The 21,406-nt window shown below is 69.6% G+C and carries 23 protein-coding genes; 11 read left to right on the top strand and 12 right to left on the bottom strand.

What is annotated here, in order from left to right; all coding sequences use genetic code 11:
- Nucleotides 1–4 precede the first annotated feature (4 nt).
- Nucleotides 5–403 carry an NUDIX hydrolase gene (locus tag ABZW11_RS34430; RefSeq protein WP_355426463.1) on the bottom strand — a complete coding sequence of 133 codons (399 nt, stop codon included), beginning with the start codon at nucleotides 401–403 and terminating at the stop codon, nucleotides 5–7.
- Between the two features lie 74 nt (nucleotides 404–477).
- Between ABZW11_RS34430 and ABZW11_RS34425 the strand changes: the two genes are divergently transcribed.
- The 3 genes from ABZW11_RS34425 to ABZW11_RS34415 all read left to right on the top strand — a co-directional run bounded on the left by ABZW11_RS34425 (nucleotide 478) and on the right by ABZW11_RS34415 (nucleotide 2,776).
- A complete protein-coding gene (locus tag ABZW11_RS34425; protein ID WP_355426460.1) occupies nucleotides 478–1,104 on the top strand; it encodes a DUF6758 family protein in 627 nt (208 codons plus the stop codon).
- Nucleotides 1,105–1,156: 52 nt separating this feature from the next.
- Nucleotides 1,157–1,873, top strand: coding sequence for an MBL fold metallo-hydrolase (locus ABZW11_RS34420; protein WP_355426457.1), 717 nt, complete (start codon nucleotides 1,157–1,159; stop codon nucleotides 1,871–1,873).
- A 63-nt stretch (nucleotides 1,874–1,936) separates the two neighbouring features.
- Entirely contained in the window at nucleotides 1,937–2,776 is an 840-nt protein-coding gene (locus ABZW11_RS34415; protein ID WP_355426455.1) for a PD-(D/E)XK nuclease family protein, read from the top strand.
- A gap of 75 nt (nucleotides 2,777–2,851) precedes the next feature.
- Here ABZW11_RS34415 and ABZW11_RS34410 read toward each other — a convergent pair whose 3' ends face one another.
- The 3 genes from ABZW11_RS34410 to ABZW11_RS34400 all read right to left on the bottom strand — a co-directional run bounded on the left by ABZW11_RS34410 (nucleotide 2,852) and on the right by ABZW11_RS34400 (nucleotide 6,972).
- Nucleotides 2,852–3,751 carry an oxygenase MpaB family protein gene (locus ABZW11_RS34410; protein ID WP_355426453.1) on the bottom strand — a complete coding sequence of 300 codons (900 nt, stop codon included), beginning with the start codon at nucleotides 3,749–3,751 and terminating at the stop codon, nucleotides 2,852–2,854.
- 13 nt (nucleotides 3,752–3,764) lie between these two features.
- The gene (locus ABZW11_RS34405) at nucleotides 3,765–4,655 is read right to left on the bottom strand and encodes an alpha/beta hydrolase (protein ID WP_355426450.1); all 891 of its coding nucleotides are present in this window, start codon (nucleotides 4,653–4,655) and stop codon (nucleotides 3,765–3,767) included.
- Nucleotides 4,656–4,950: 295 nt separating this feature from the next.
- Entirely contained in the window at nucleotides 4,951–6,972 is a 2,022-nt protein-coding gene (locus ABZW11_RS34400; protein WP_355426446.1) for a DEAD/DEAH box helicase, read from the bottom strand.
- Nucleotides 6,973–7,323: 351 nt separating this feature from the next.
- Between ABZW11_RS34400 and ABZW11_RS34395 the strand changes: the two genes are divergently transcribed.
- Complete coding sequence (locus tag ABZW11_RS34395; protein WP_355426444.1) at nucleotides 7,324–7,968, top strand: ferritin-like fold-containing protein; 645 nt, start codon at nucleotides 7,324–7,326, stop codon at nucleotides 7,966–7,968.
- Nucleotides 7,969–8,571: 603 nt separating this feature from the next.
- On the opposite strand, the gene ABZW11_RS34390 is transcribed toward ABZW11_RS34395, so the two are convergent.
- The 5 genes from ABZW11_RS34390 to ligD (ABZW11_RS34370) form a co-directional block, all read right to left on the bottom strand.
- Complete coding sequence (locus ABZW11_RS34390; RefSeq protein WP_345389806.1) at nucleotides 8,572–8,805, bottom strand: DUF3107 domain-containing protein; 234 nt, start codon at nucleotides 8,803–8,805, stop codon at nucleotides 8,572–8,574.
- Nucleotides 8,806–8,893: 88 nt separating this feature from the next.
- Entirely contained in the window at nucleotides 8,894–9,514 is a 621-nt protein-coding gene (locus ABZW11_RS34385) for a TetR/AcrR family transcriptional regulator (RefSeq protein WP_355426440.1), read from the bottom strand.
- Nucleotides 9,515–9,637: 123 nt separating this feature from the next.
- Nucleotides 9,638–9,844, bottom strand: a complete 207-nt coding sequence (locus ABZW11_RS34380) for a hypothetical protein (protein WP_355426437.1) — start codon at nucleotides 9,842–9,844, stop codon at nucleotides 9,638–9,640.
- Nucleotides 9,845–9,888: 44 nt separating this feature from the next.
- Nucleotides 9,889–10,761: a non-homologous end-joining DNA ligase gene (gene ligD / locus ABZW11_RS34375; RefSeq protein WP_355426434.1), complete on the bottom strand. Its 873-nt coding sequence runs from the start codon at nucleotides 10,759–10,761 to the stop codon at nucleotides 9,889–9,891.
- Nucleotides 10,758–11,660, bottom strand: a complete 903-nt coding sequence (ligD, locus tag ABZW11_RS34370; protein ID WP_355426431.1) for a non-homologous end-joining DNA ligase — start codon at nucleotides 11,658–11,660, stop codon at nucleotides 10,758–10,760. Before ligD (ABZW11_RS34370) ends, ligD (ABZW11_RS34375) begins: the two co-directional genes overlap by 4 nt.
- Before the next feature lie 59 nt (nucleotides 11,661–11,719).
- On the opposite strand from ligD (ABZW11_RS34370), the gene ABZW11_RS34365 reads away from it, so the two are divergent.
- From ABZW11_RS34365 to ABZW11_RS34355, 3 genes are all read left to right on the top strand, one after another.
- Nucleotides 11,720–12,610, top strand: coding sequence for a Ku protein (locus ABZW11_RS34365; RefSeq protein ID WP_355426428.1), 891 nt, complete (start codon nucleotides 11,720–11,722; stop codon nucleotides 12,608–12,610).
- Nucleotides 12,611–12,760: 150 nt separating this feature from the next.
- Nucleotides 12,761–13,192 (top strand): S26 family signal peptidase, encoded by a 432-nt coding sequence (locus tag ABZW11_RS34360; protein ID WP_355426487.1) that lies wholly within the window; start codon nucleotides 12,761–12,763, stop codon nucleotides 13,190–13,192.
- A 343-nt stretch (nucleotides 13,193–13,535) separates the two neighbouring features.
- A complete protein-coding gene (locus ABZW11_RS34355; protein ID WP_355426426.1) occupies nucleotides 13,536–13,871 on the top strand; it encodes a hypothetical protein in 336 nt (111 codons plus the stop codon).
- Between the two features lie 730 nt (nucleotides 13,872–14,601).
- Here the strand turns inward: ABZW11_RS34355 and ABZW11_RS34350 are convergent.
- The 3 genes from ABZW11_RS34350 to ABZW11_RS34340 form a co-directional block, all read right to left on the bottom strand.
- Nucleotides 14,602–14,883, bottom strand: coding sequence for a hypothetical protein (locus ABZW11_RS34350; RefSeq protein WP_355426423.1), 282 nt, complete (start codon nucleotides 14,881–14,883; stop codon nucleotides 14,602–14,604).
- Nucleotides 14,884–15,402: 519 nt separating this feature from the next.
- Complete coding sequence (locus ABZW11_RS34345) at nucleotides 15,403–15,783, bottom strand: hypothetical protein (protein WP_355426420.1); 381 nt, start codon at nucleotides 15,781–15,783, stop codon at nucleotides 15,403–15,405.
- A 1,018-nt stretch (nucleotides 15,784–16,801) separates the two neighbouring features.
- Nucleotides 16,802–17,098 carry a hypothetical protein gene (locus tag ABZW11_RS34340; protein ID WP_355426418.1) on the bottom strand — a complete coding sequence of 99 codons (297 nt, stop codon included), beginning with the start codon at nucleotides 17,096–17,098 and terminating at the stop codon, nucleotides 16,802–16,804.
- 146 nt (nucleotides 17,099–17,244) lie between these two features.
- Between ABZW11_RS34340 and ABZW11_RS34335 the strand changes: the two genes are divergently transcribed.
- Genes ABZW11_RS34335 through ABZW11_RS34320 form a run of 4 tightly spaced genes read left to right on the top strand, consistent with a single transcriptional unit; the run spans nucleotide 17,245 to nucleotide 21,357 of the window.
- Nucleotides 17,245–18,144, top strand: coding sequence for an alpha/beta hydrolase (locus ABZW11_RS34335; RefSeq protein ID WP_355426415.1), 900 nt, complete (start codon nucleotides 17,245–17,247; stop codon nucleotides 18,142–18,144).
- A gap of 44 nt (nucleotides 18,145–18,188) precedes the next feature.
- Nucleotides 18,189–19,370: an adenylyltransferase/sulfurtransferase MoeZ gene (gene moeZ / locus ABZW11_RS34330; protein ID WP_355426412.1), complete on the top strand. Its 1,182-nt coding sequence runs from the start codon at nucleotides 18,189–18,191 to the stop codon at nucleotides 19,368–19,370.
- A gap of 38 nt (nucleotides 19,371–19,408) precedes the next feature.
- Complete coding sequence (locus ABZW11_RS34325) at nucleotides 19,409–20,131, top strand: hypothetical protein (RefSeq protein ID WP_355426411.1); 723 nt, start codon at nucleotides 19,409–19,411, stop codon at nucleotides 20,129–20,131.
- Nucleotides 20,125–21,357, top strand: a complete 1,233-nt coding sequence (locus tag ABZW11_RS34320) for a S8 family serine peptidase (RefSeq protein ID WP_355426408.1) — start codon at nucleotides 20,125–20,127, stop codon at nucleotides 21,355–21,357. Before ABZW11_RS34325 ends, ABZW11_RS34320 begins: the two co-directional genes overlap by 7 nt.
- The last annotated feature ends 49 nt before the right edge of the window (nucleotides 21,358–21,406 follow it).

Raw genomic sequence — 21,406 nt, 5'->3', positions numbered from 1 at the left:
TGGATCACAGCCGGGGGAGCGCGTCCCACTCGGTCAGCGACTCAAGCAGGCCCTCGGTCAGCGGCAGCCGCGCCAGGTCGGAGCGGCCGCACCAGCGCACGTCCGCGGCGTCGTCACCGGCCGTGGCGACGCCACCGGCGACGGTGGCGAGATAGTCGCGGATCACGTACGTCACCCCGCCGGGCCCAGGCCGCTCCACCGTGCCGGCCAGGCGGCCCACCCGCACGTGCAGCCCGGTCTCCTCCAGCACCTCGCGCCGCAGCCCCGCCTCGTCCGTCTCGCCAGGCTCCAGACGGCCGCCGGGGATCGACCACGACCCCATGCCGGGCGGATGACCGCGCTGGACGAGCAGCAGCCGGTCAGAGTCATCGAAAATGATCGCTCCGACACAATTTACGCGCACATGACCAAGATTACGACGCGATAACGAGGAGCGGCCTTGACGGGGCCGTACCGGAGAAAGCACCGTGGGTACTTGTGAGAGCGGCTCCAACCTGCCCGCGGTGTTTTGGCCCGCTTCACGGGCCGAGCGCCTGGTCGAGTGCGTATCGATGCGTTACGCACGGTGACGTCCTGCCGTACCAGCCTCCGTGGCCGCCGACCAGCACCGCGCTGGAGGCGATCCGCAAGAGCTCGGTCGTGCCCGTGTGGCTGCCCTGGCCGTTGCCGGCCGGGTGGCTGGTGACGGGGTTCGGGGAGGTGGGCGATCAGCGTACGGGAGGGCGCGCCAGTCTGGTGGCGCTGAGCGGGCCCTCGCTGATGGAGGGGCCCGCCGACCTGCTCATCGTCGCCGAGGAGCCGGGCGTCGGCATCGGCGCGGGGTTCGCCGGCCTCGACGGGCCCGACCCCGGCGAGGGGTTCGACGCGGGGCCGCCCAACGCGAAGATCGCCGTACTCGGCCATCCCACCGCACTGTGGTGTGTGGACGGCCAGGACGACCGCGCCGTGTACGCGGGCGAGGCCATGGGCAACTGGCTGTGGGCCATCGCCTGGCCGGCCGACGCCGGATGCGTGATCGCGCTCGCCGAGCTGTCCCTGATCGACGCCCGTGACCACGACCTGGATGTGCCGTTCGGAGCGTTCTCACCCAGACTTGAGGATTAGGACGCGCGATCGAGATTCGCTCTGTCAGGCAGACGGGCTAGAGTTCGGAGGCGTGACAGCGCGTATCGAGCGAGTGGTGACCGAGGGTGTCGTCGAGATCGACGGCACCGAGCACAAGGTCGAGAACAACACGTGGATCGTGGGTGACGACGACGAGGTCATCGTCATCGACGCGGCGCGTGACGCCGAGAAGATCCTGGAGCAGGTGGGCGAGCGCGAGGTGCTCGCCGTCATCTGCACGGCGGGCCTGCCCGACCACGTCTCCGCGGCCATCGAGGTGGCCAGCAGGGACGAGGCCGTGGTGGCCCTGCACCCCAAGGACAAGCCCCTGTGGCGGGAGACCTGGCGGGAGACCTGGCCCGACATCGACATGGAGGACGACGGCATCTTCGAGGTGGCCGACGTTCAGCTCGACGTCATGGAGACGCCCGGAGTCACGCCCGGCGGCGTGTCGCTCTACTCCGAGGGTCTCAAGGCCGTCTTCACCGGCAAGGCCCTGCAGGCCGACGGTCCCGGCAAGCTGGGCGGCGAATACCCAGCCCTGGCCGACCAGCTCACCTCGATCGGCGGGCGGCTGTTCACGCTGCCGGCCGAGACGCGGGTGCTGCCCGCCCACGGTGACGAGGTCACGGTCGGCGACCTGGAGCCGCACTTCGACGACTGGGTGTCCGGCTCGCTGACCAGGAGCACCACCGAGACCGAGAGCGAGGGGCCGCTCAGCGACGGCACCAAGATCTCCGGCATCTCGCTCAACCCGGGCGACGACTAGGTGCAGGGGCAGCTTCCGCTCGAAGGGATGCCGCGGCGGCTCTATTCGTGCACGCCGTCGCGGTTGAACACCTGGCTCGACTGCCGCCGCCGCTACCGGTTCACCTATCTGGACCGGCCGCAGCCCTCCAAGGGCCCGGCGTGGGCGCACAACAGCGTGGGCGCGAGCGTCCACAACGCGCTGGCGGGGTGGTGGCGCGAGCCGTACGAGCGCCGCACGCCGCTGACGGCCGCCGTCCTGCTCACGAACGGGTGGATCACCGAGGGGTTCAGGGACGCCGAGCAGTCGGGGCGGTGGCTGGGCAGGGCCCGCGACCTCGTGTCCGGATATGTCGCGACTCTGGATCCTTCGGACGACCCGGTCGGCGTCGAGCGCACGGTCGCCACGCGGACCAAGGTCATCGCGCTGTCCGGCCGCATCGACCGGCTCGACCGGCGCGGTGACGAGCTGGTGGTCGTCGACTACAAGACCGGCCGCCGCCCGCTCACCCAGGACGACGCCCGCTCCTCGCTGGCCCTGGCCACCTACGCCGTGGCCGCGTCGACCATGATGCGCACCCCGTGCCGCACGGTCGAGCTGCACCACCTGCCCACGGGCGAGATCGTCGAGTGGCGCCACACCGACGAGTCGCTGGCCCGCCACATCGCGCGCGCGGAAGAGGTGGCCATGGAGGCCGCCGAGGCCGACGACCGCTACCGCGAGGCCGTCGCCACGCCGCAGGGCGCCCGGCGCGCGCCCGCCGACCGGCAGCCGGTCGGGCCCGCGCAGGTGCCCGCCGACGTCGACAAGCTGTTCGCGCCCAATCCCGGGCCCATCTGCTCCTGGTGCGACTTCCGCCGCCACTGCCCCGAGGGCCAGGCGGCCGGGCCCGATCGCCAGCCCTGGGACGGTCTCGCCGAATGACCGGCCGCCGCCCGCTGTGTCGCCGCTGTGCCGCCGCTGTGCCGCCGCTGTGCCGCCGCTGTGCGTACGGCCGGTTCAGGCGGCGGTCTTCGGCCAGCGGCGGGGGTCGGCGAGGCCCTTGAGTCCCTTGCCGACGTCGTAGCCCGCCGCGCCGAGGCGTTCGCGCGCGCCCCGCAGCATGCGGCGCGTGGCGGGCATGAAGGCCAGGTCGTGCACGGGCTCGGGCAGCGAGTTCAGCCCCAGCCTGAACGCCTTCAGCGCGGCCGTCACCGTGGCCTGCGGCACCTCGGGCAGCAGGCCGTACATCCGCCTGGCCCAGTCGGGCAGCGTGTAGTAGCACAGCGCGCCGAACGGGAAGTAGACCGGCTTACCGGGTGACAGCAGGCGCAGCTCGCGCGGCAGCTTCGGCCACAGCAGGAACCGCACGGCCGACACCGCCTCCGGCGTCACCCGCAGCTGAGGGCGTACCTGCTTGAAGTAGGCCGCCAGTTCCGCGCACGAGCCCGGGACGTCCTCGGGGTGCAGGCCCACGTACCCGGCGCTCGTGCGCTGCTCGCGCAGGTAGCGGTCGGCCTGCCGCTCGGTGAGCCCGAGCCCGCCGCGCCTGGCCACCTCCAGGTACGACGACACCTCCGCGCAGTGCACCCACAGCAACAGTTCGGGATCGTCCACCCGGTGCGCCTTGCCCGTCTCGGGGTCGCGGATGCGCAGCGTCCTGTGGATGCCGCGCACCCGGCGGCCGATCTCGTCGGCCTCCTCAGGGCTGCCGAACGTCACCCGCCCCACGAAGTCGGCCGTGCGCCGCAGCCGTCCGAACGGATCGTCCTGGAAGTTCGAGTTCTGCCAGACGCCGAGCATCGCCAGCGGGTGCAGCGCCTGCAGCATCAGGCCGCGTACGCCGCCCACCCACATCGACCGGTCGAGATGCACCTGCCAGGTCGCGCTCTGCGGCGGCTGAACGACGAGGTCGGTCATAGTGAACGAAGGATTACACGGCGCTGGACCTGGTGTCCAAAAAGTGCTTCTCGGCCGCGTTCCAGAACCTGACCAGCGCCGCCGCCGTCGTCTCCGGCGCCTCGACGGCGGGGGAGTGCACCGCGCCCGGCACGACCACGCAGTCGGCGCCGAGCCGGGCCGCCATGTCCGACTGCGCGTCGGGGGGCCAGCCGTCGTCGTGCTCGCCGTACAGGACCAGCGTGGGGATCTCGATCTCGCGCAGCTCGTCGGTACGGTCGCGCGTCGTCAGCACCTGCTCGGCCATGCGCGACAGCCCGACGGGGGAGTTGGCCAGCAGCCGCTTGCGCAGGAAGTCGACGATGTCGTCGGGCACGTCGTCGGCCAGCGCCTCAGGCTCGAACCTGGAGCGCCACACGTGTTCGAGGCCCAGCGTCGGGGCCTCCTCCATGATCTTCTTGCCGGCGTTGGCCCGCCTGCCCTCGATCGGGCCGGGGCCCGAGCTCATCAGCGTGAACGAGGCGAACTTCGTGCGCCCGTCGATCACCGCCTCCCGCGCCACCAGGCCGCCGAACGAGTGGCCCACCAGGTGGACCGGGTCGCCGTCGCCCACCACCTGGGCCAGCGCGTCGACGTCGGCACCCAGGGCCGCGCACGTGTAGGCGGCCGGGTCGTCGGGGCCCGGGGTCTCGTACTGGCCGCGCAGGTCGATCGCCACCACCCGGCGGCCCGACTGGGCCAGCGTCATCAAGACCGCGATGAAGTCCTCCTTGCTGCCCGTCAGCCCGGGGACCAGGAGCGCGGGCCAGCGCTCAACCACACCACTGACCGGCACCGCCTCCAGGGCCGCGAACGTGCCCTGTGGCGTCTCGATCTTCTGTGGTGCAACGCCAGGAGGCAGGTCGAGGAATCGCGGCGTACTCACGTGGGGCAACAATACCCAGAGGTCAGCGCCTCGACACCGGCATGCCGATGACGCCGGTGCGAGTCCTGACCGCTTGCGTCGAATGCCCGGATCGCCCCGCTAGGACGAAAGGTGCCGTACCCGCTCCTGAAACGCCCCCACAGCCCGCCACAGCCCTGAGAGCCCTTCCACCCACCGCTGACCGCCCCGGACGCGCCAGTGTCCCCCACAGCCCCACACACGCCCCTCCTGGACCCGGACGCGGGGAAGGCGCGCACCCTTGCTGTGGGTGCGCGCCTTCCTCGGTGCGTGCGGGTCAGCCGGCGCGGCGGCGGTTGCCGCCGCCACCGCCGCCACGGGGCTGGCGGCGCTGCTGCTTGCGCTCGGTCGCGGCCGACGGCGCGATGTCGTCGTCGTCCGTGGCCAGGTCGGGTGACTGGAAGATCACCGTGAACGGGCTCGGCGGGATGATCCGCTCCGGCTCGTTACGCGGTGCCGGGGCCGGCGGCGTCGCCATGAAGCTCGGCTCGGGGTCGGACCACTCGGGCGCGGCCCTGCGCTCCTGCACCTGCTCGCGGGCGGCCTCACGCGGGCGCTCCCGCACCGGCTCGCTCGCGGGAGCGACCTGCCGGGAAGCCTCACGCGACCCGGACGGCTCGGCGACCGGCGCAGCGGCCTCGACCGTCTCCGGCTCGGCGGCGACCCTGCGGGCCCGCGTGCGCCGCGCCGGCGCCTCCGCCTCCTCGGCGACCGTCTCGGCGGGACGGCGTACGCGGGTGCGCTTGGGCGCCTCCTTGGGCGCCTCCGCCACCTCCTCCGCCTCGGCGGCGCTGCGACGGACCCGGGTGCGCCTGGCCGGCGCCTCCGGGGCGTCGGCGAGCGCCTGCTCGATGGCCGTGGAGGCGGCGCCCCTGCGCGTACGTGCGCGCCTGGACTCGCCCGCGGCCTCGATCTCGTCCGTCGTGAAGATCGCCGGAGTCTCCTCCGCGTTGTCGTTCACGGGGCTGCTCACCGAGTCGTTCACGGGGGTGTTCACGGGCTCGACCTCCGGCCTGTCGACGGATGCGGTCTCTGCCAGCTCCTTGCCACCGCGCGTACGGCGGCGCTGGCGCGGCGTACGGGCGGGACGCTCCTCGCGCTCGTCCCTGCGCCGCCCGCCACGCGTACGGGTCCGGCCGGTCTCCCCGAGGTCCTCGATGCGCTCGGCCGACAACCCCGCCCGCGACCGGCTGGCGTGCGGCAGCACGCCCTTGGTGCCCTCGGGGATGGTGAGCTCGGAGTAGACGTGAGGCGAGGTCGAGTAGGTCTCCTCGGGCTCCGCGAACTCCAGGCCGAGCATCTGGTTGATCATCTTCCAGCGGGTCAGCTCCTCCCACTCCACGAACGTGACCGCGATGCCCGTGCGCCCGGCCCGGCCGGTGCGGCCGATGCGGTGCACGTAGGTCTTGTCGTCGGTGGGGCAGTCGTAGTTGACCACGTGGGTGACGTCGTCGATGTCGATGCCGCGCGCCGCCACGTCGGTGGCGACCAGCACGTCGATCTTGCCGTTGCGGAACGCCCGCAGCGCCTGCTCCCGCTGGCCCTGACCGAGGTCGCCGTGGACGGCCGCGACCGCGAAACCACGCGTGTCGAGCTGCTCGGCGACCATGTCACAGGCCCGCTTGGTCTCGCAGAAGACCATCGTGAGCCCGCGGCCATCGGCCTGCAGCAGGCGGGCGAGGATCTCGATCTTGTCCATCCGGTGCGTGCGCCACACGATCTGGCGTACCTGCGGCGTGGTCTCGCCCTCGCCGCTCTCCATCTCCGCGCGTACGTGCGTCGGACGGTTGAGGTATTTGCGCGACAGCGCGACGATCTCGCCCGGCATCGTGGCCGAGAACAGCATCGTCTGCCGCTGCGCCGGGATGAGCTTGAAGATGCGTTCGATGTCGGGCAGGAAGCCCAGGTCGAGCATCCGGTCGGCTTCGTCGAGCACGAGCGAGGTGACCTGGCTCAGGTCGAGGTGCTTCTGCTTGACCAGGTCGAGCAGCCGGCCCGGCGTGCCGACGATGACGTCGACGCCGGCCTTGAGCGCCTCGATCTGCGGCTCGTACGCGCGGCCGCCGTACACGGTCAGGACTCGGGAGCCGAGCTTGCCCGCGGCGGTCACGAGGTCTTCGCTGACCTGCACGGCCAGCTCGCGGGTCGGTACGACGACCAGCCCGCGGGGCTTCTTGCGGTTTTTGCGCGGCTTGCCGATGCTCTGCAGCATCGCGATGCCGAACGCGTAGGTCTTTCCCGTGCCCGTGCGTGCCTGACCGATCAGGTCCTGGCCGCTCAGCGCGAGCGGGAGTGCCATCTCTTGGATGGGGAACGGTGTGACGATGCCCTCGGTCTCGAGGGCATCGGCGATCTCTGGTGTGACTCCGAGGTCTCGGAAAGTCGTCAGCGTGGCCTGCCTCAGTCTCAAATGAAGGCGGGCCTGCCGGGACCGACGGGCGGAAAACAGCCCCCGTGTCGTGGGTCCTCGCGGTAGAGCCAGCCCTCTCGCGTCATCAGCGACCGCGCACCCGGGGAATCGGGGGTTATCGGGTCATCAACCCGAAGCAACACAGTGCGGTCGCACTTTCACAGAGCAGTGTACTCGATACCACAACGCTGACAGAGCTTGCGTATGTTCCCGAGATTTGGCCGAAGTACGCTGCCTTGCATGAAGGAGTCTCCTGGAGTCGTCGACCTGCTCGGTGTGCTGGCGTACGCGGAGCTCAGTGCGTACGCCCGCATGACCGAGGACGCCGCCTCGCTGGCACCCACGCTGGCCGACCGCGCGGCGCTCAGCGAGCTGGCCGTCACCGAGTACGCCCACTTCCGCCTCCTGCGCGACCGGCTGGCCGAGCTCGGGGCCGATCCCGGCGACGCCATGTCGCCGTTCGTGGACGCGCTGGACGCCTGGCACGCACAGACCCGGCCGGCCGACTGGCTGCAGGCGCTGGTCAAGACGTACGTGGGGGAGGGCATCGCGCTCGACTTCTACCGGGAGGCCGCCCGCCACCTCGACCCGTCGATCGCCTCCCTGGTCGACGAGGTGCTGGTGGACGAGGAACGCTCCCGCTTCGCGGTGGAGGGGGTGCGGGCCGGCATCGCCGCCGACCCGACGGCGGCCGGCCGCCTCGCCCTGTGGGCCCGCCGCCTGGTGGGCGAGGCTTTGAGCCAGGGCCAGCAGGTGGCCTCTGCCCGGCCCGAGCTGGCGTTGCTGCTCATGGAGTCGCAAGGCGAGGAACACGCCGACATCTCCCGTCTCTTCGCCAAACTCACGGAGGCCCACAACAAACGCATGGCCGCCCTCGGCATCTGACCCGGCGCGCCGCAGTCAGGCCCGCAGGGTCGCCGTCACGCCAGAGACCGTCGAAGCGGTCGCGTGGGCCTTCCTTCGCCCCCTAGGAAGTGGGTCGAAAGGGTGGTGGAGATTGGGCGGGTGGGGGGTTTCGGGAGGGTTGGGTGGCTTGTGGGAGGTGAGGTTGCGCTAACCGGCGGCACGCGGCGCGGAAGGGTTGTACCGTGCCGACATGAGGGCCTCGCGCCGCTACGGCAGTTCCTTGACGAGATGTGGGCCGAACCGCTGGGTATCCCGCGCTGTGTTGCGAAGGGAGAGCGCGGCCTGTCCGGCTGCGGAGCCGGGCCGGGCATGTGTCCCCCGCCCCCGCCGCCCCCGTGGTTGCCTGTTCCGCCGCTCCCCCCGCACCTGACCACCACCCGGTGCCCCGACCGACCACACCGGACGTCACCCGACAATCGGATCGACCGCATCGGACCGTTGACCGGCGACCGGACCGACCGCATCGGAGGCACCCTGCCTGCCGGCATGCCCGATGCGGCAGGCACATGCGGCCTGCTGAGCGGCGAGCGATGGAGTCGGGGAAGGGTACGGCTCGGGCGGCCGTACCCTTCGCGTACAGACTTAGAGCGTGCCGCCGAAACCGACGGGGCGGGACTCGTCCTCCCCGATCTCGATGAACCCGAGCGAGGCCACCGGCACCACGACTCGCCTGCCCTTGACGTCGGTCAGGGCGAACACGCCGCCGCGATCGACGGACAGGGCGTTTCTGATCTCCTGCTCCACCTGGTCGGCGGAGAGGTCGGTCTCGACAACGAGTTCGCGGTGTACGGAGCGTACGCCGATCTTGACTTCCATGGTGGCTCCCTAGATGACGGGCTGGCTCACTTTCATCGTGGCCGTTCGGCCCCCCGAAAACGACGAATGATCGCGCCCAGCGAACGGGTTATGCCGTACGCGGAAAACCGCTGATGCCCCGCCACGCGAGCCGGGCCATGAGTTGCTCGGCCGCGTCCTTGGGGATGGAGCCGTGGGTGGTGACCCAGTAGCGGGCGCTCACCTCGGCCATGCCGACCAGGCCCACACCAAGGAGATGGGCCTCGTCGCTGGTGCACCCGGTGTCCTCCTGGATCAGCTCACTGACCATCTCCGCGCACTCCTGCAGCGACCGTTCGACCCGCTGCCGCACGGGCGCGACGTTGCGCAGGTCGGACTCGAAGACCAGCCGGAACGCCTCGCCCTGGGTGGAGACGAAGTCGAAGAACGCGCTGAACGTGGCCTGCACGCGCAGTTTGTTCTCCTGCGTGGAGGCCAGCGCCTCGCGGCAGCGGTTGACCATGTCGTCGACATGGAGGTCGAGCAGCGCGAGATAGAGCTCGAGCTTGCCGGGGAAGTGCTGGTAGAGCACGGGCTTGCTGACCCCGGCCCGGTCGGCGATCTCGTCCATGGCGGCCGCGTGATAGCCGTTCTCCACGAACACTTCCTGCGCGGCGCTCAGGAGCTGCCTGCGTCGGGCCAGGCGGGGCAGCCGGGTGCCCCGGGGCTTGGCATCCGGGGTTGCTGTCACGCGGGTCTCCATTGGTCTCTCAGCGAACTGTGCGGACATCCTACGTGCGGCCGGCCGCCGGCGTCGGCCCCAGCCGTCCGTCTTCGACCTCTTTCGCGCAGGTCACCGCCGCCGGGCCGGGGCTCAGCGGTAGTCGTCTTCGTCGAGATCCACCACGCGGTCCTGGTCGGCCCCGTCGGCGGGGTCGACGTCGAGCGGCAGCTCCCGGCGCAGCCGCCCGGTGTTCTGGAGCATCTCGCGCTGCTGCTCGATCGCGTCCGCCTCGGGCGTCTCGATCGACAGCTCTTCCTCTTCTTCGATGTACGGGACCTCGTCCCCGCGAATGTCCATCTCCGACATCTTCGGCCCCCTTCTCGGTGCGGACGGAAACCAGACTACGCCCGGCGGAAAAGGTCGCCGTGCTTCTCCACTCTGGCGAGTACGTCGGGCGCGGTGAACACCAGGTCGTCGGGGTGTTCGCAGCCCTCCACCTCTTTCCAGGTGAGCGGCGTCGACACGGTCGGCCGGTCCTTGGCCCGCAGCGAGTAGGGCGCCACGGTGGTCTTGGCCGGGTTGTTCTGCGACCAGTCGATGAACACCTTGCCAGGCCGCGCCTTCTTCGTCATCACGCTGACGACCTGGTCGGGGTGCTCCTTCTCCAGAAGCTGGGCCAGCCTCTTGGCGTACGCGGACGGCTCCTCGCGGCAGTCCCAGTCCGCGTACAGCTGCATGCCCTTGCTGCCGCTGGTCTTCGGCAGCGCGGCCAGCCCCTCGGCCTTCAGCACCTCGCGCAGCATGAGCGCCACCCGCGTGCACTCGACGATGGTGGCGGGCGCGCCCGGGTCGAGGTCGAACACCAGCGTGTCGGGCGGCAGCGCCTGCCCGTCGTCGTCCACGCGCCATTGGGGAACGTGCAGTTCGAGCGCGGCGAGGTTGGCGTAGTAGACGAGGGTGGGCAGGTCTTCGACGACGGCGAAGTCGATGGTCTCGCGGTTCTTGGTGCTGCCGGGCGCGGGCAGGTTGACGCGCCTGACCCAGTCGGGGGTGTGGTCGGGGGCGTTCTTCTCGAAGAAGGACTGTCCCGTCACGCCGTTGGGGAAGCGCTTGACGGTCAGGGGACGGCCCTGAAGGTGCGGCAGCAGGACGGGGGCGATGCGGCTGTAATAATCGATGATCTCGGCCTTCGTGAACCCGTTGTCGGGATAGAGGACCTTGTCCAGGTTGCTCAGGGTCAGCTCGCGCCCGTCGACTTTGACCGGCACCTTCATCGCGTCACCTCCGCGGGGAGTTTGTCGGGGCGCAGGCCACGCCACACGGGGTGTCGCAACCGCTGTTCGTCGGTCCACATCGTGTAGGCCACCTCCCCTACGAGATCGGGCCTAACCCATCGATTACGCCACGGCACCGGGTTCGCGAAGGGGCTGTGCGGCACCTCCAGCGGGCGCAGCATCGCGTACAGGTCGTCCAGCACGGGCTCGGTGAAGCCGGTGCCGACGTGCCCCACGTACGTCAGCCCCCGCTCCGTGAACACTCCCATGAGCAGCGAGCCGATCCCGCCCGCGCGCCGCCCCTTGCCCGGCTTCCAGCCGCCGATGACGACCTCGCGGGTGGTGAGGTTCTTGACCTTGACCCACCAGGGGGAGCGGACGCCGGGGCGGTAGGGGGAGTCGAGTCGCTTGGCGACCACGCCTTCGAGCCCCTGTTCAGAGGTGGCGGTGAGCAGGTCGGACGCGCCGGGAAAGTATGGGGGAGCGCCGATGCCCAGCTCGTCGAGCAGGGCTCTGCGGTCGCGGTACGGCAGGTCGAACAGCGGCATGCCGTCGAGATAGAGCAGGTCGAAGGGCAGGTACGTGACGGGGTAGCGCTTGAGCACGGCCGGCTCGGGGTCGGTGAGGTGCATGCGGTGCTGGAGGCGGATGAAGCTGGGCCTGCCGCGCGGGTCGAGTGCCACGACCTCGCCGTCGATCACCGCGTTCTTGATTCCGAACCCCGAGATCTCCGGATAGCGGCGGGTGTACTCGACGCCGTGTCTCCCCGTCACCCGCACCCCGCCGTCGAGGTGGATGAGGGCGCGGATGCCGTCCCACTTGACCTCCAGGCCGTACTGGTCGCGATCGGAGGGTAGTTCCCCGGGCACGGCGAGCATCGGTTCGACCGGGTATGGCATTGCTTGCCCCATGACGGGTATGTGCCCCACGGTGGGCCGTTGAGAGCTGAGGAGTGACCATGCGCAGCATCTGGAAAGGTGCGATCTCCTTCGGTCTGGTCACGATCCCGGTCAAGCTGTACTCCGCGACCGAGCAGAAGGACGTCAGCTTCCACCAGGTCCACCGCAAGGACGGCGGCCGCATCCGCTACAAGCGCGTCTGCACCCAGGACGGCGAAGAGGTGCCCTACTCCGACATCGCCAAGGGCTACGAGCTGGCCACCGGCGAGATGGTCGTGCTCACCGACGAGGACTTCGAGGACCTGCCGCTGAGCAGCTCGCGCAGGATCGACGTCCTGCAGTTCGCGCCCGTCGAGCAGATCGACCCCATCTACTTCGCCAAGTCGTACTACCTGGAGCCCGACGCGCAGGGCGCGAAGCCGTACGTGCTGTTGCGCAACGCCCTGGAGAGCTCAGGGCAGGTCGCCGTCGTCAAGGTGGCCCTGCGCCAGCGCGAGTCGCTGGCGACGCTGCGGGTCCGCGACGGCGTCTTCGTCCTGGAGACCATGCTCTGGCCGGACGAGATCCGCGTCCCCGACTTCCCGTTCCTCGAGGAGGACATCGAGGTACGCCCCCAAGAGCTCAAGATGGCCGAGTCCCTCATCACCACCATGGAGTCGGACTTCGACCCGAGCGAGTACCACGACACCTACCGCGAGGCGTTGCAGCAGGTCATCGAGGCGAAGGTGGCCGGCAAGGAGGTCATCCCCGCCCAGGAGGAAGAGGAGGCCAAGCCCGCCGTCGACCTCATGGCGGCGCTGCGGGCCAGCGTGGAGGCAGCCAAACGGGAACGCGAGGGCTCCTCCGCCAAGCCCAAGAAGGCGTCCGGCAAGTCGAAGGACTCCAAGGAGAAGGAGTCGAAGGAGGAGGAGAAGGCGCCGGCCAAGCGCAAGACCCGCAAGTCGGCCTGAACCAGCGCATCCCAGGCCCTTGGCCGGCCACCTGCGGCACATCCCCTGGTGATTCGTACACGCTCATCCGCGCTGTCCCTCGCCCTGCTCCTGCCGCCCGTCTCCGCCTGCGCGCTCGTCGACGTGGCCCTCGGCGGTTACCGGGCCACCATGTCGAGTGGGTCCATGGAACCGACGATCAGGATGGGGTCGCTCCTGACTGTCAGCCCAGGCGGCGACTACGCGCCCCGGACCGGCGACATCATCATCTACCGCACGCCCGAAGGCCGGGCCGGCACCGTCGCGGGTGAGCGGCGCGTGGGGCGGGTCATCGGCGTACCGGGGAGCACGGTGAAGTGCTGCGTCACCGGCGGGCTGCTGGAACTGAACGGCAAGCCGCTGGAGGAGCCCTATGTGACGATTCGTCCTTCCTCCCGCGTGGAGTTCGACATCCGTGTACCGCAGGGTCGCCTGCCCCGCTGCCCGGCCGACCCGGTGCCCTTTCGTGCGGCACCGCCATCGCATGGTGGTCCCTCTCTGGAGGAAATCCGCCGCCCTCGCAGTGCCTGGGCGGCGCTCCTCGCTCCTGTAGACGTCGCCTGACGGACGGCGTTTCCCGCATCCGCTCCAGAGGCCCTTACGGCCTTGTCGGCGCGTGCTCACTGCCCCGCGCGCCCTGGGGGGCTTGCCCCGTACCGTCGCCGCCTGTCCCCGGGCGTTGCTGAAAGGTACATATCAGCTTAAGTCGCGTTATTTCATTTGATAGGAGTTTAATGCAAGCAATAAGATTCTTAATGCAGAGCAAAATGGAGGCGTATCTGTTTGCCTGCTCATCCGCCGGAAATGACACTTCGTGGATGACTCTTCAGCGGGCGTCCAAGACATGTTTCCGGGTAATCCGGAGACGTCGAGAACGGGGCAATCGAACCTTTAGGGGGAAAACGCAATGCCCAAGCTCAAGAGTGTTATCGCGGGCCTCGCCATCAGCACTGCGCTGACCGGCGGCGTGGTCAGCGCCGGCGCCGCCACCACTTCGGCAAGCGCCGACGCGGCCACCCAGATCAGCACCGGCAACTCGGTTCTCGCCGGCTGCGGCGGCTGGGGCTGGGGCTGGCGTCGCTGCGGCTGGGGCTGGGGACACCGTCGTCACCACCACCACCGTCTGAGGGTGAAGGTCAGGATCCACAACCGCAACGTCAACCGTAACCACGAGCACCGCGAGCACCACCACCACGACCGCCGTGTCCAGCCGCCTGCGGCCGCTGAGGCGACGGAGCGTTGATCTGACCGTGTGACAATGGCGTAGGAATTGGATTTCCTCGTCTCCACGGAATTCAAAGTGAGGGCTCTCCCGGCACCGCCGGGGGCCCTCACTGCCTCGTTTCCGGCGGTTTTCTTGTTGGTGGGTGTTTCGGTGTTGTGCTGATTTCGTGGTCGCGTGGGAAATGACCCGGCTCTGATGAGCCTCCAGCCGTGCGGGCCTGTGCCTGCACGGTTTTTGCTGGTCGCGGGGCGTTGAGGCCGCTTCCAGTGGTGGCGAGATTGCAAGGTGGGGGATCGGTGGACAAGGCCGAGCGCTGAATGCTCGGCTCTTGGAGCGGCATGGGTGGAGCGGTAAGGGCGTGCCTCGGTGCGGACTGCGCTGGGCAACTCCTGGGGTGCGGGCCTGTGCTGTGAACAGGGTGTGCTGTAAGTCGGACGCCGGGCTGACGGTCGTGCTGCTTGGTGTCCCAGGGGTTGTGCTGGGCGGGGTCGGGCGACTCAGGGCGGGGCTGCTGGGGTGGGGATGTGCGGGTGAGGTGCCGGCCGGGGGAGGGCGTGGGGGTGGGGTGCCGGTCGAGGGAGGGGTGCGTGGTGGGGGGTGAGAGTGCTGTGGGGATGAGGAGTGCCCGTATTCGGTGGGGGCGGCCACTGTCCTCGGCGTCGAGGACGGTGGGCGCCTCCCGGTGAATACGGGCACTCCCCTAGCTACGGCTTGAGTTCATCGCATGGGCGGACTCGTCAGCCGAGGGTCACCACCGGCGGTCGTGCCGGTCGTGGTCGTGGTTGTCGTTGCGGTTGTAGTTCCGGTTGACGATGACGACGCGGACCCGGCCGACACCGTGGTGCCGGTGGCCCCACCTCTTCCAGGGCTTCCAGCCCCAGCCCCAGCCGCCGCAGCGGCGGGGACGCCAGCCGCAGCCGTGTCCGGCCAGGACGGAGGTGCCGGTGCTGATCTGGGTCGCGGCGTTGGCGCTCGCGCTGGTGGTGGCCGCCCCTACGCTGACCACACCGCCCGTGAGAGCGGTGCTCATGGCGAGACCGGCGATAACACTCTTGAGCTTGGGCATTGCGGTTTCCCCCTAAAGGATCGATTGCCCCGTTCGCGGATATAGCTAGCAATTCATCCGCACCATGGATATTTCCCTGCGAAAGCAGAAGAAACGGACATTGTCCGCTCTTTCCCGAGTCCAGTACTTCTCATGACATGGCAGAGCCCATGGAGCGCTGGAGGACGCTTGCTGTAAATGCGTATGGCGCCGGTCAGGGTCAGGGGGGCGGTGGAAGGAAGGGGGATGGAAGGTGGCTGCGGAGGGCGCAGGAGAATGCACGGGGATGAGAAGGGCGTGCGAACATCGCCAGTGGCTCGACGTACGAGATCCCGGCCGCTGGTGCGCCCGGGAAATGACGCAGCGAGGGCCTCCCGGTGTGTGCCGGGAGAGCCCTCGCCAGAACTGCCGTGGAGACGTGGAGAAACGAACCTCAGGCTGAACCGCGCGTGAAACGCGGGCCGTCCCCGAGAACTCCTTGCGCCATCAAAGCACGGTCATTCACTACCAGGTGCCGTTGTTGTGGTTGTGGTTGTGGTTGTGGTCGTGGTCGTGGTGGTGGTGGCGCCTGCGGGGGCCGTTGTCGTTCACGTTGTCGTTGTGGACGACGACGCAGATCTCGCCGCGGTGGCGCCTGTGGCCCCAGCCCCAGCCGCCCCCGCCGCCCCAGCCGCCGTGGTGCCTGTTGCAGCGCTGGTGGTGACGGTTGTGGTGACGACGGTGGCCCCAGCCCCAGCCCCAGCCGTCGTCCGTGCGGACGGACGTGCCGTTGCTGACCTGCGTGGTGGCGTTGGCGGCGGACGTGGCCGCGCCCACGCCCACCACGCCGCCGGTCACCGCCGTGCTGATGGCGAGGCCTGCGATAACACTCTTGAGCTTGGGCATTGTGTTTCCCCCTAAAGGATCGATTGCCCCGTTCTCGGCCGTTTCCTAAATGCCGGAAACAGATCTTGGACGGCTGCTGAAGGCTCATCCGTCGAAAGTCATTTCCGTGCCGATGGACGGGCAAACGGCGACGACCCCATTTTGCTCTGCATTAACAATCTTATTGCTCGCATTACATAATTATCAAATGAAATGACATGATATGTCCGATTCGACGGCATATCTAGCCGAGATCGCAGGCGACAATGGGCGACTCGCGGGCTGTCGGCTGCGCCCGGGTTGCCATTCGCGATGTCGTACGCATGCGGCGTTCTCGCGCGCGGAAAAGAATTTCCGCGAGCGCGAGAAAGCCGCGACGCCGGGCCCGGACAATGCCGCTCATTGTGCTGAGGCCGGCCGGATGCACCGATTGAGGTGATGCGTGCGCGGCTGCTCGCACATGCTGAGCGTCGTGCGGGCGCGGCGGCGGCCATCGTGGTGTGGGGGAACGTCCCCCGGAGATGTCTGCCGCTCTACGTGGTCCCCATGCGCGATGCCCGACCGCCACTCGCCGTTAACGATGAGTGGCGTAGGTGTCACGCTGGGTACCGTGATGCTTTCCGAGCGGGTGCGCCATAAACGGCGAACAGCGGCTTTTGCCGGAAGCTTGGGCTGTCAAGAGATCGCTTAGAGACCTATAGCGCGAAATATCAGGACAAGTCCGGATCAGGGTGGGTGGCGAGGCATAGGGGTGGGGCACTGGATGGCGGGTGCTCGAAGGACCCGGCAAGTGCTCGTCAGGCGTTCGCGCGGCGCGGACCCTCCGCTTGGGGACGAGGTCTGCGGGGCCCCCGTTCGGCGGCTGGGATCGAGGATGAGGGCTGGGGGCGGGCGGATGGCTCGTGCGGCGTCCCCTCTGTTCTCGGGAGCGCTGGGGAGGCGCCTCCTTGGTTCGAGGCAGCGCCCGGGGGCGCCGCCTTCGTTCGCAGGGCGGTGCTCGTGCGGTGTCCTCTCCGTTCGAGGAGGCGGGGGTCAGGGGTCAGCGTCTGCCGAGTTTCTTCAGGTAGTGGCCGTAGGCGTAGCCCTCGCGGCCGATGTCCGTGCCGTGGATGTGGCGCCAGGAGCCCGTCTTCCTGCACGGGCCCCACGTACGGTCGCCTGGGTAGAGCTTGTCCAGGATTCGGCCGTTCGGCCAGGCGCGGACGTTGAGGTGCGTCTTCACGCGTACCACTCGATACGTGCATCCTGGGCGGTCGGACGCGTGCGCCGGGATGGCGCAGGCCGGCCCCGCGCACAGCGTGGCGGCGAGTAGTGCGGCGATGCGGGTGGTGAGCATGGGCGTACCCCCTGTCGTTATCCGGCCCATCTGTCCAGGAAAATCAGGAAAATAACCTCGCTGTACGGAATCCAGACCCCTCCAGCAAGCGATGGTTATCGTGAGAAGCAGGGGAAGAGACGTTCGAGGAACGAGGAGGAGCAGTCATGACCCCGGAGCCGGTCCCGCACTGGCCGGGAAGGATGATCGGCTCGGTGCACGTCCGGTCCACCCATGAGGGCCCCGCGGACCAGGCGGTGTTCGTGCACGGCCTGGCCGGATCGGCGACCAACTGGACCGACCTGATGGACGAGCTCAAGGACACCGTCACCGGCCACGCCATCGACCTCCCTGGAGCAGGTTTCTCACCGGCGCCCCCGGACGGCGACTACTCGGTGGCGGCGCACTCCAAGGCCGTGATCGAGCTGCTGGAGCACACGGGCCCCGCGCACCTGTTCGGCAACTCGATGGGCGGCGCCATCGCCGTCAGGGTCGCCGCGGCGCGTCCCGAGCTGGTCCGTACGCTCACGCTCGTCTCCCCGGCCCTGCCCGACCTGCTGCCGCGCTACGGCCCCGTCCGGGTGGCCGCCGCCGCGATACCCCGGCTGGGGGAGTGGGTGGCCGACAGACTCCGGCTGGTGCCGGTCGAGCAGCGCATCACCGCCTCCATGGCGATGGTCTGGGCCGACATGGGAGCGTGTCACCCGATCCGCCTGCGCGACGCCATAGAGGAGCAGCGCAGGCGCGACGACCTGCCGTACGCGGGCCAGGCGGTCGTGGGTTCGGCGCGCGGCATCGTCACCGAGTACTTCCGCTGGGGTGAGGACAACCTGTGGCGGCAGGCGGCCAAGGTCGAGGCGCCGACGCTGATCGTCCACGGACGCCACGACCGCCTGGTGCGCCCGGCCATGGCGAGGAAGGCGTACCGTACGTTCCGGCAGGTCAGGCTGGTGTTGCTGCCGACGGCCGGCCACGTGGCGATGATGGAGATGCCGCGGGTCGTCGCGGCGGAGGCACGCCGTCTGATCGGTGAGACGCGATTGGGGAATGCCCCACTGCCCGGCTAGGTTTCACAGTGAGATGGGTCCCCTTTAAAACGGGAGCGTAGAAAGTGTCGTTGCCACCGCTGGTCGAGCCGGCCGAAGAGCTGACCGTCGACGAAGTGCGCCGCTACTCACGTCATCTGATCATTCCCGATGTGGGCATGGCGGGGCAGAAGCGGCTGAAGAACGCCAAGGTGCTGTGTGTGGGCGCCGGGGGCCTGGGCTCGCCCGCGCTGATGTACCTCGCGGCGGCGGGCGTCGGCACCCTCGGCATCATCGACTTCGACGTGGTCGATGAGTCCAACCTGCAGCGCCAGATCATCCACGGCCAGTCCGACGTGGGCAAGCTGAAGGCCGAGAGCGCCGCCGCGACCGTCCGCGAGATCAACCCGCTGGTCGACGTCGTCATCCACAACGCCACGCTGTCCGTCGACAACGTGATGGAGATCTTCTCCGGCTACGACCTGATCGTCGACGGCACCGACAACTTCGCGACGCGTTACATGGTCAACGACGCCGCGGTGCTGCTCGGCAAGCCGTACGTGTGGGGCTCGATCTACCGCTTCGACGGCCAGGCGAGCGTCTTCTGGGCCGAGCACGGGCCGTGCTACCGCTGCCTCTACCCCGAGCCCCCGCCTCCCGGCATGGTGCCGTCGTGCGCCGAGGGCGGCGTGCTCGGCGTGCTGTGCGCGTCGATCGGCTCCATCCAGGTCAACGAGGCCATCAAGCTGCTGACCGGCATCGGCGACCCGCTGGTCGGCCGGCTGATGATCTACGACGCCCTCGAGATGAAGTACCGCGACGTCAAGGTCCGCAAGGACCCCGAGTGCGTCCTGTGCGGCAAGAACCCGACGCTGACCCAGCTGCTCGACGACTATGAGGCGTTCTGCGGCGCGATCTCCGACGAGGCCGCCGAGGCGGCCACCGGATCGACGATCACGGCGCAGGAGCTCAAGGGCATGATGGACCGCGGCGAGAACATCTTCGTCGTCGACGTCCGCGAGCCCAACGAGTACGAGATCGTCTCCATCCCGGGCGCCACGCTGATCCCGAAGGGCGAGTTCCTCAACGGCTCGGCCCTGGAGAGGCTGCCCCAGGACAAGAAGATCGTGCTGCACTGCAAGTCGGGCGCGCGCTCGGCCGAGGCGCTCGCGGTCGTCAAGAACGCCGGTTTCTCCGACGCCGTTCACGTGGGCGGCGGCGTGCTGAGCTGGGTGAAGACGGTCGACCCGAGCCTGCCCAGCTATTAAGGGGTTTCCGCCGGGACCTCCCGGTTAAGGTCGATGCCGTGAATGCCGCCCGTCCATGGCCGATCCTCGTGGCGGCCTCCGCGCTGACGCTGATCTGCGCGGTGGCCGCCGGGGTGGCGGGCAGCGCGGCCGGCACCGAGCTGACCCGCGGGCCCACCGCGGCCGAGTTGCGCGCGGCGGCCCACCGGGAGGTGGCCGAGCGCTGGCGCACCTGGCCGGCGGGCCGCATCTTCCCCGAGACGCTGCCCTACTCCGCCGAGCAGGGAGGCCGGGAACGTGCCACCAGGATCGGCATCTCGCCGCGCACCGGCTGCGGCCGCGACGCGGTGGACGCCGCCGCGGTCAAGGCGCTGCGGCAGGCGGGCTGCAAGGGAGTGCTGCGGGCCACGTACGTCGACGCGCTGCGCGGCGTGCTCGTCACGATCGGCGTGGTGGCGCTGCGCGACGAGGCCCACGCCCGACGCGCCAGGGACGCCTTCTCCGACACCGGCAAGCCCACTCCGGGGCTGCGTCCGGTCTCCTTCCGCGCCACGCTGGCCGACCGGTTCACCCCCGGCGTACGCGAGGCGGGCTCGGTCCGCCAGGCCGGCCCCTACCTGGTGCTGACCACGTCGGGCCAGGTGGACGGGCGGCCGTCGGCGGCGGCCGGCGAGGCGCGGCCGTCCATCTTCGCCTTCGCCACCGAGATCTCCGAGCAGGTGCTGACCCGGCTGAGCACGCCCGGCATGCCCGACTGCGCGTCTGGGGAGTGGCGGTGCTGAGGAAGGGCGCGGCCGGGGCGCTGGCAGGGGCGCTGACAGGGGCGCTGGCCGCGGTGCTGCTGGTGCCGGTGGGGCCGCTGCGGGCCGACGACGTACGCGGCGGGCAGCGGGCGGTCATCGAGACGCTGGCGCTGACGAAGGCGTGGCGCGCCAGCAAGGGCGCGGGGGTGACGGTGGCCGTGCTCGACTCGGGCGTGGACCCGCACCATCGCGACCTGGCCGGGTCGGTACGCGTCGGTGAAGACTTCACCGCGGGCGCGAACCCGCCCGGGACGGCTCCCAGCAGGTTGCACGGCACGTACATGGCGTCGCTGATCGCCGGGCACGGCCACGGGCCTGACGGAAAACGGGGGATCATCGGCGTGGCGCCCGAAGCGGACGTACTGTCAGTAAGGGTCATCCTGGAGGACGAGGAGCCGGGTTTCCTGACGTTCAACTCGGCCGAGCGTTTCGAGAACGTGGTGGCCAGGGGCATCCGCTACGCGGTGGACGAAGGGGCTGACGTGATCAACCTGTCGATCTCCAAGGAGCTGGCGACCCGCGAGGAGCGGGCGGCCGTGCGCTACGCGATCGGCAAGGGCGTCGTGCTGGTAGCCGCCGCGGGCAACGACGGCGACAGGAAGAAGGACGGTGACTTCGCCCCCTACTCCTATCCGGCGGCGTTCCCCGGCGTGGTCTCGGTGGGAGCGACCGACCGGCGGATGCGCCGGGCGGCGTTCTCCAACTGGAACTCCTCGGTGCTGGTGGCCGCGCCCGGCGTGGACATCATGGGCGCGGGCCCCGGCGACGAGTACTGGGTCGGCAGAGGGACGTCGCAGGCGACCGCGCTGGTGTCGGGCGTCGCCGCCCTGATCAAGGCGAAATACCCGAAGATGTCGCCGCCGCTCGTCGCGCGAGCCCTCGCCGCGGGCGCCAAGGACCTGCCGCCCGGCGGCTACGACACCGCCACCGGCTTCGGCCTCGTCAACGCCGCCGAGGCCCTGAAGGAGGCGTCCAGGCTGGCGGAGCACACCGAGGTCGCGGCCGGCGACCAGGCGCACGACCCGGAGAGACCGCTGGCCGGCGGCAGCGCGGGCCCCATCGACGTCGTCACCAGGGACGAGCGCCGCGTCACGGTGTACGCGGCCATCGCCGCGGGGGCCGCCCTCGGCGCGCTGGCTTCACTGTCCGTCATCTTTATCCTGGTCAGACGCGTACGACGGGCGCACATGTCGCAAGACGCATGATCCGCCCCTCAAGGGGGACGAAATAGACATCGACGCGAATGCGGGAACG

This window comes from Nonomuraea sp. NPDC004580 (assembly GCF_040609855.1).
GTDB lineage: Bacteria > Actinomycetota > Actinomycetes > Streptosporangiales > Streptosporangiaceae > Nonomuraea > Nonomuraea salmonea.
Note: the sequence above shows the minus strand (reverse complement) of the source record. Positions and strands in the feature narration are given on the sequence as shown.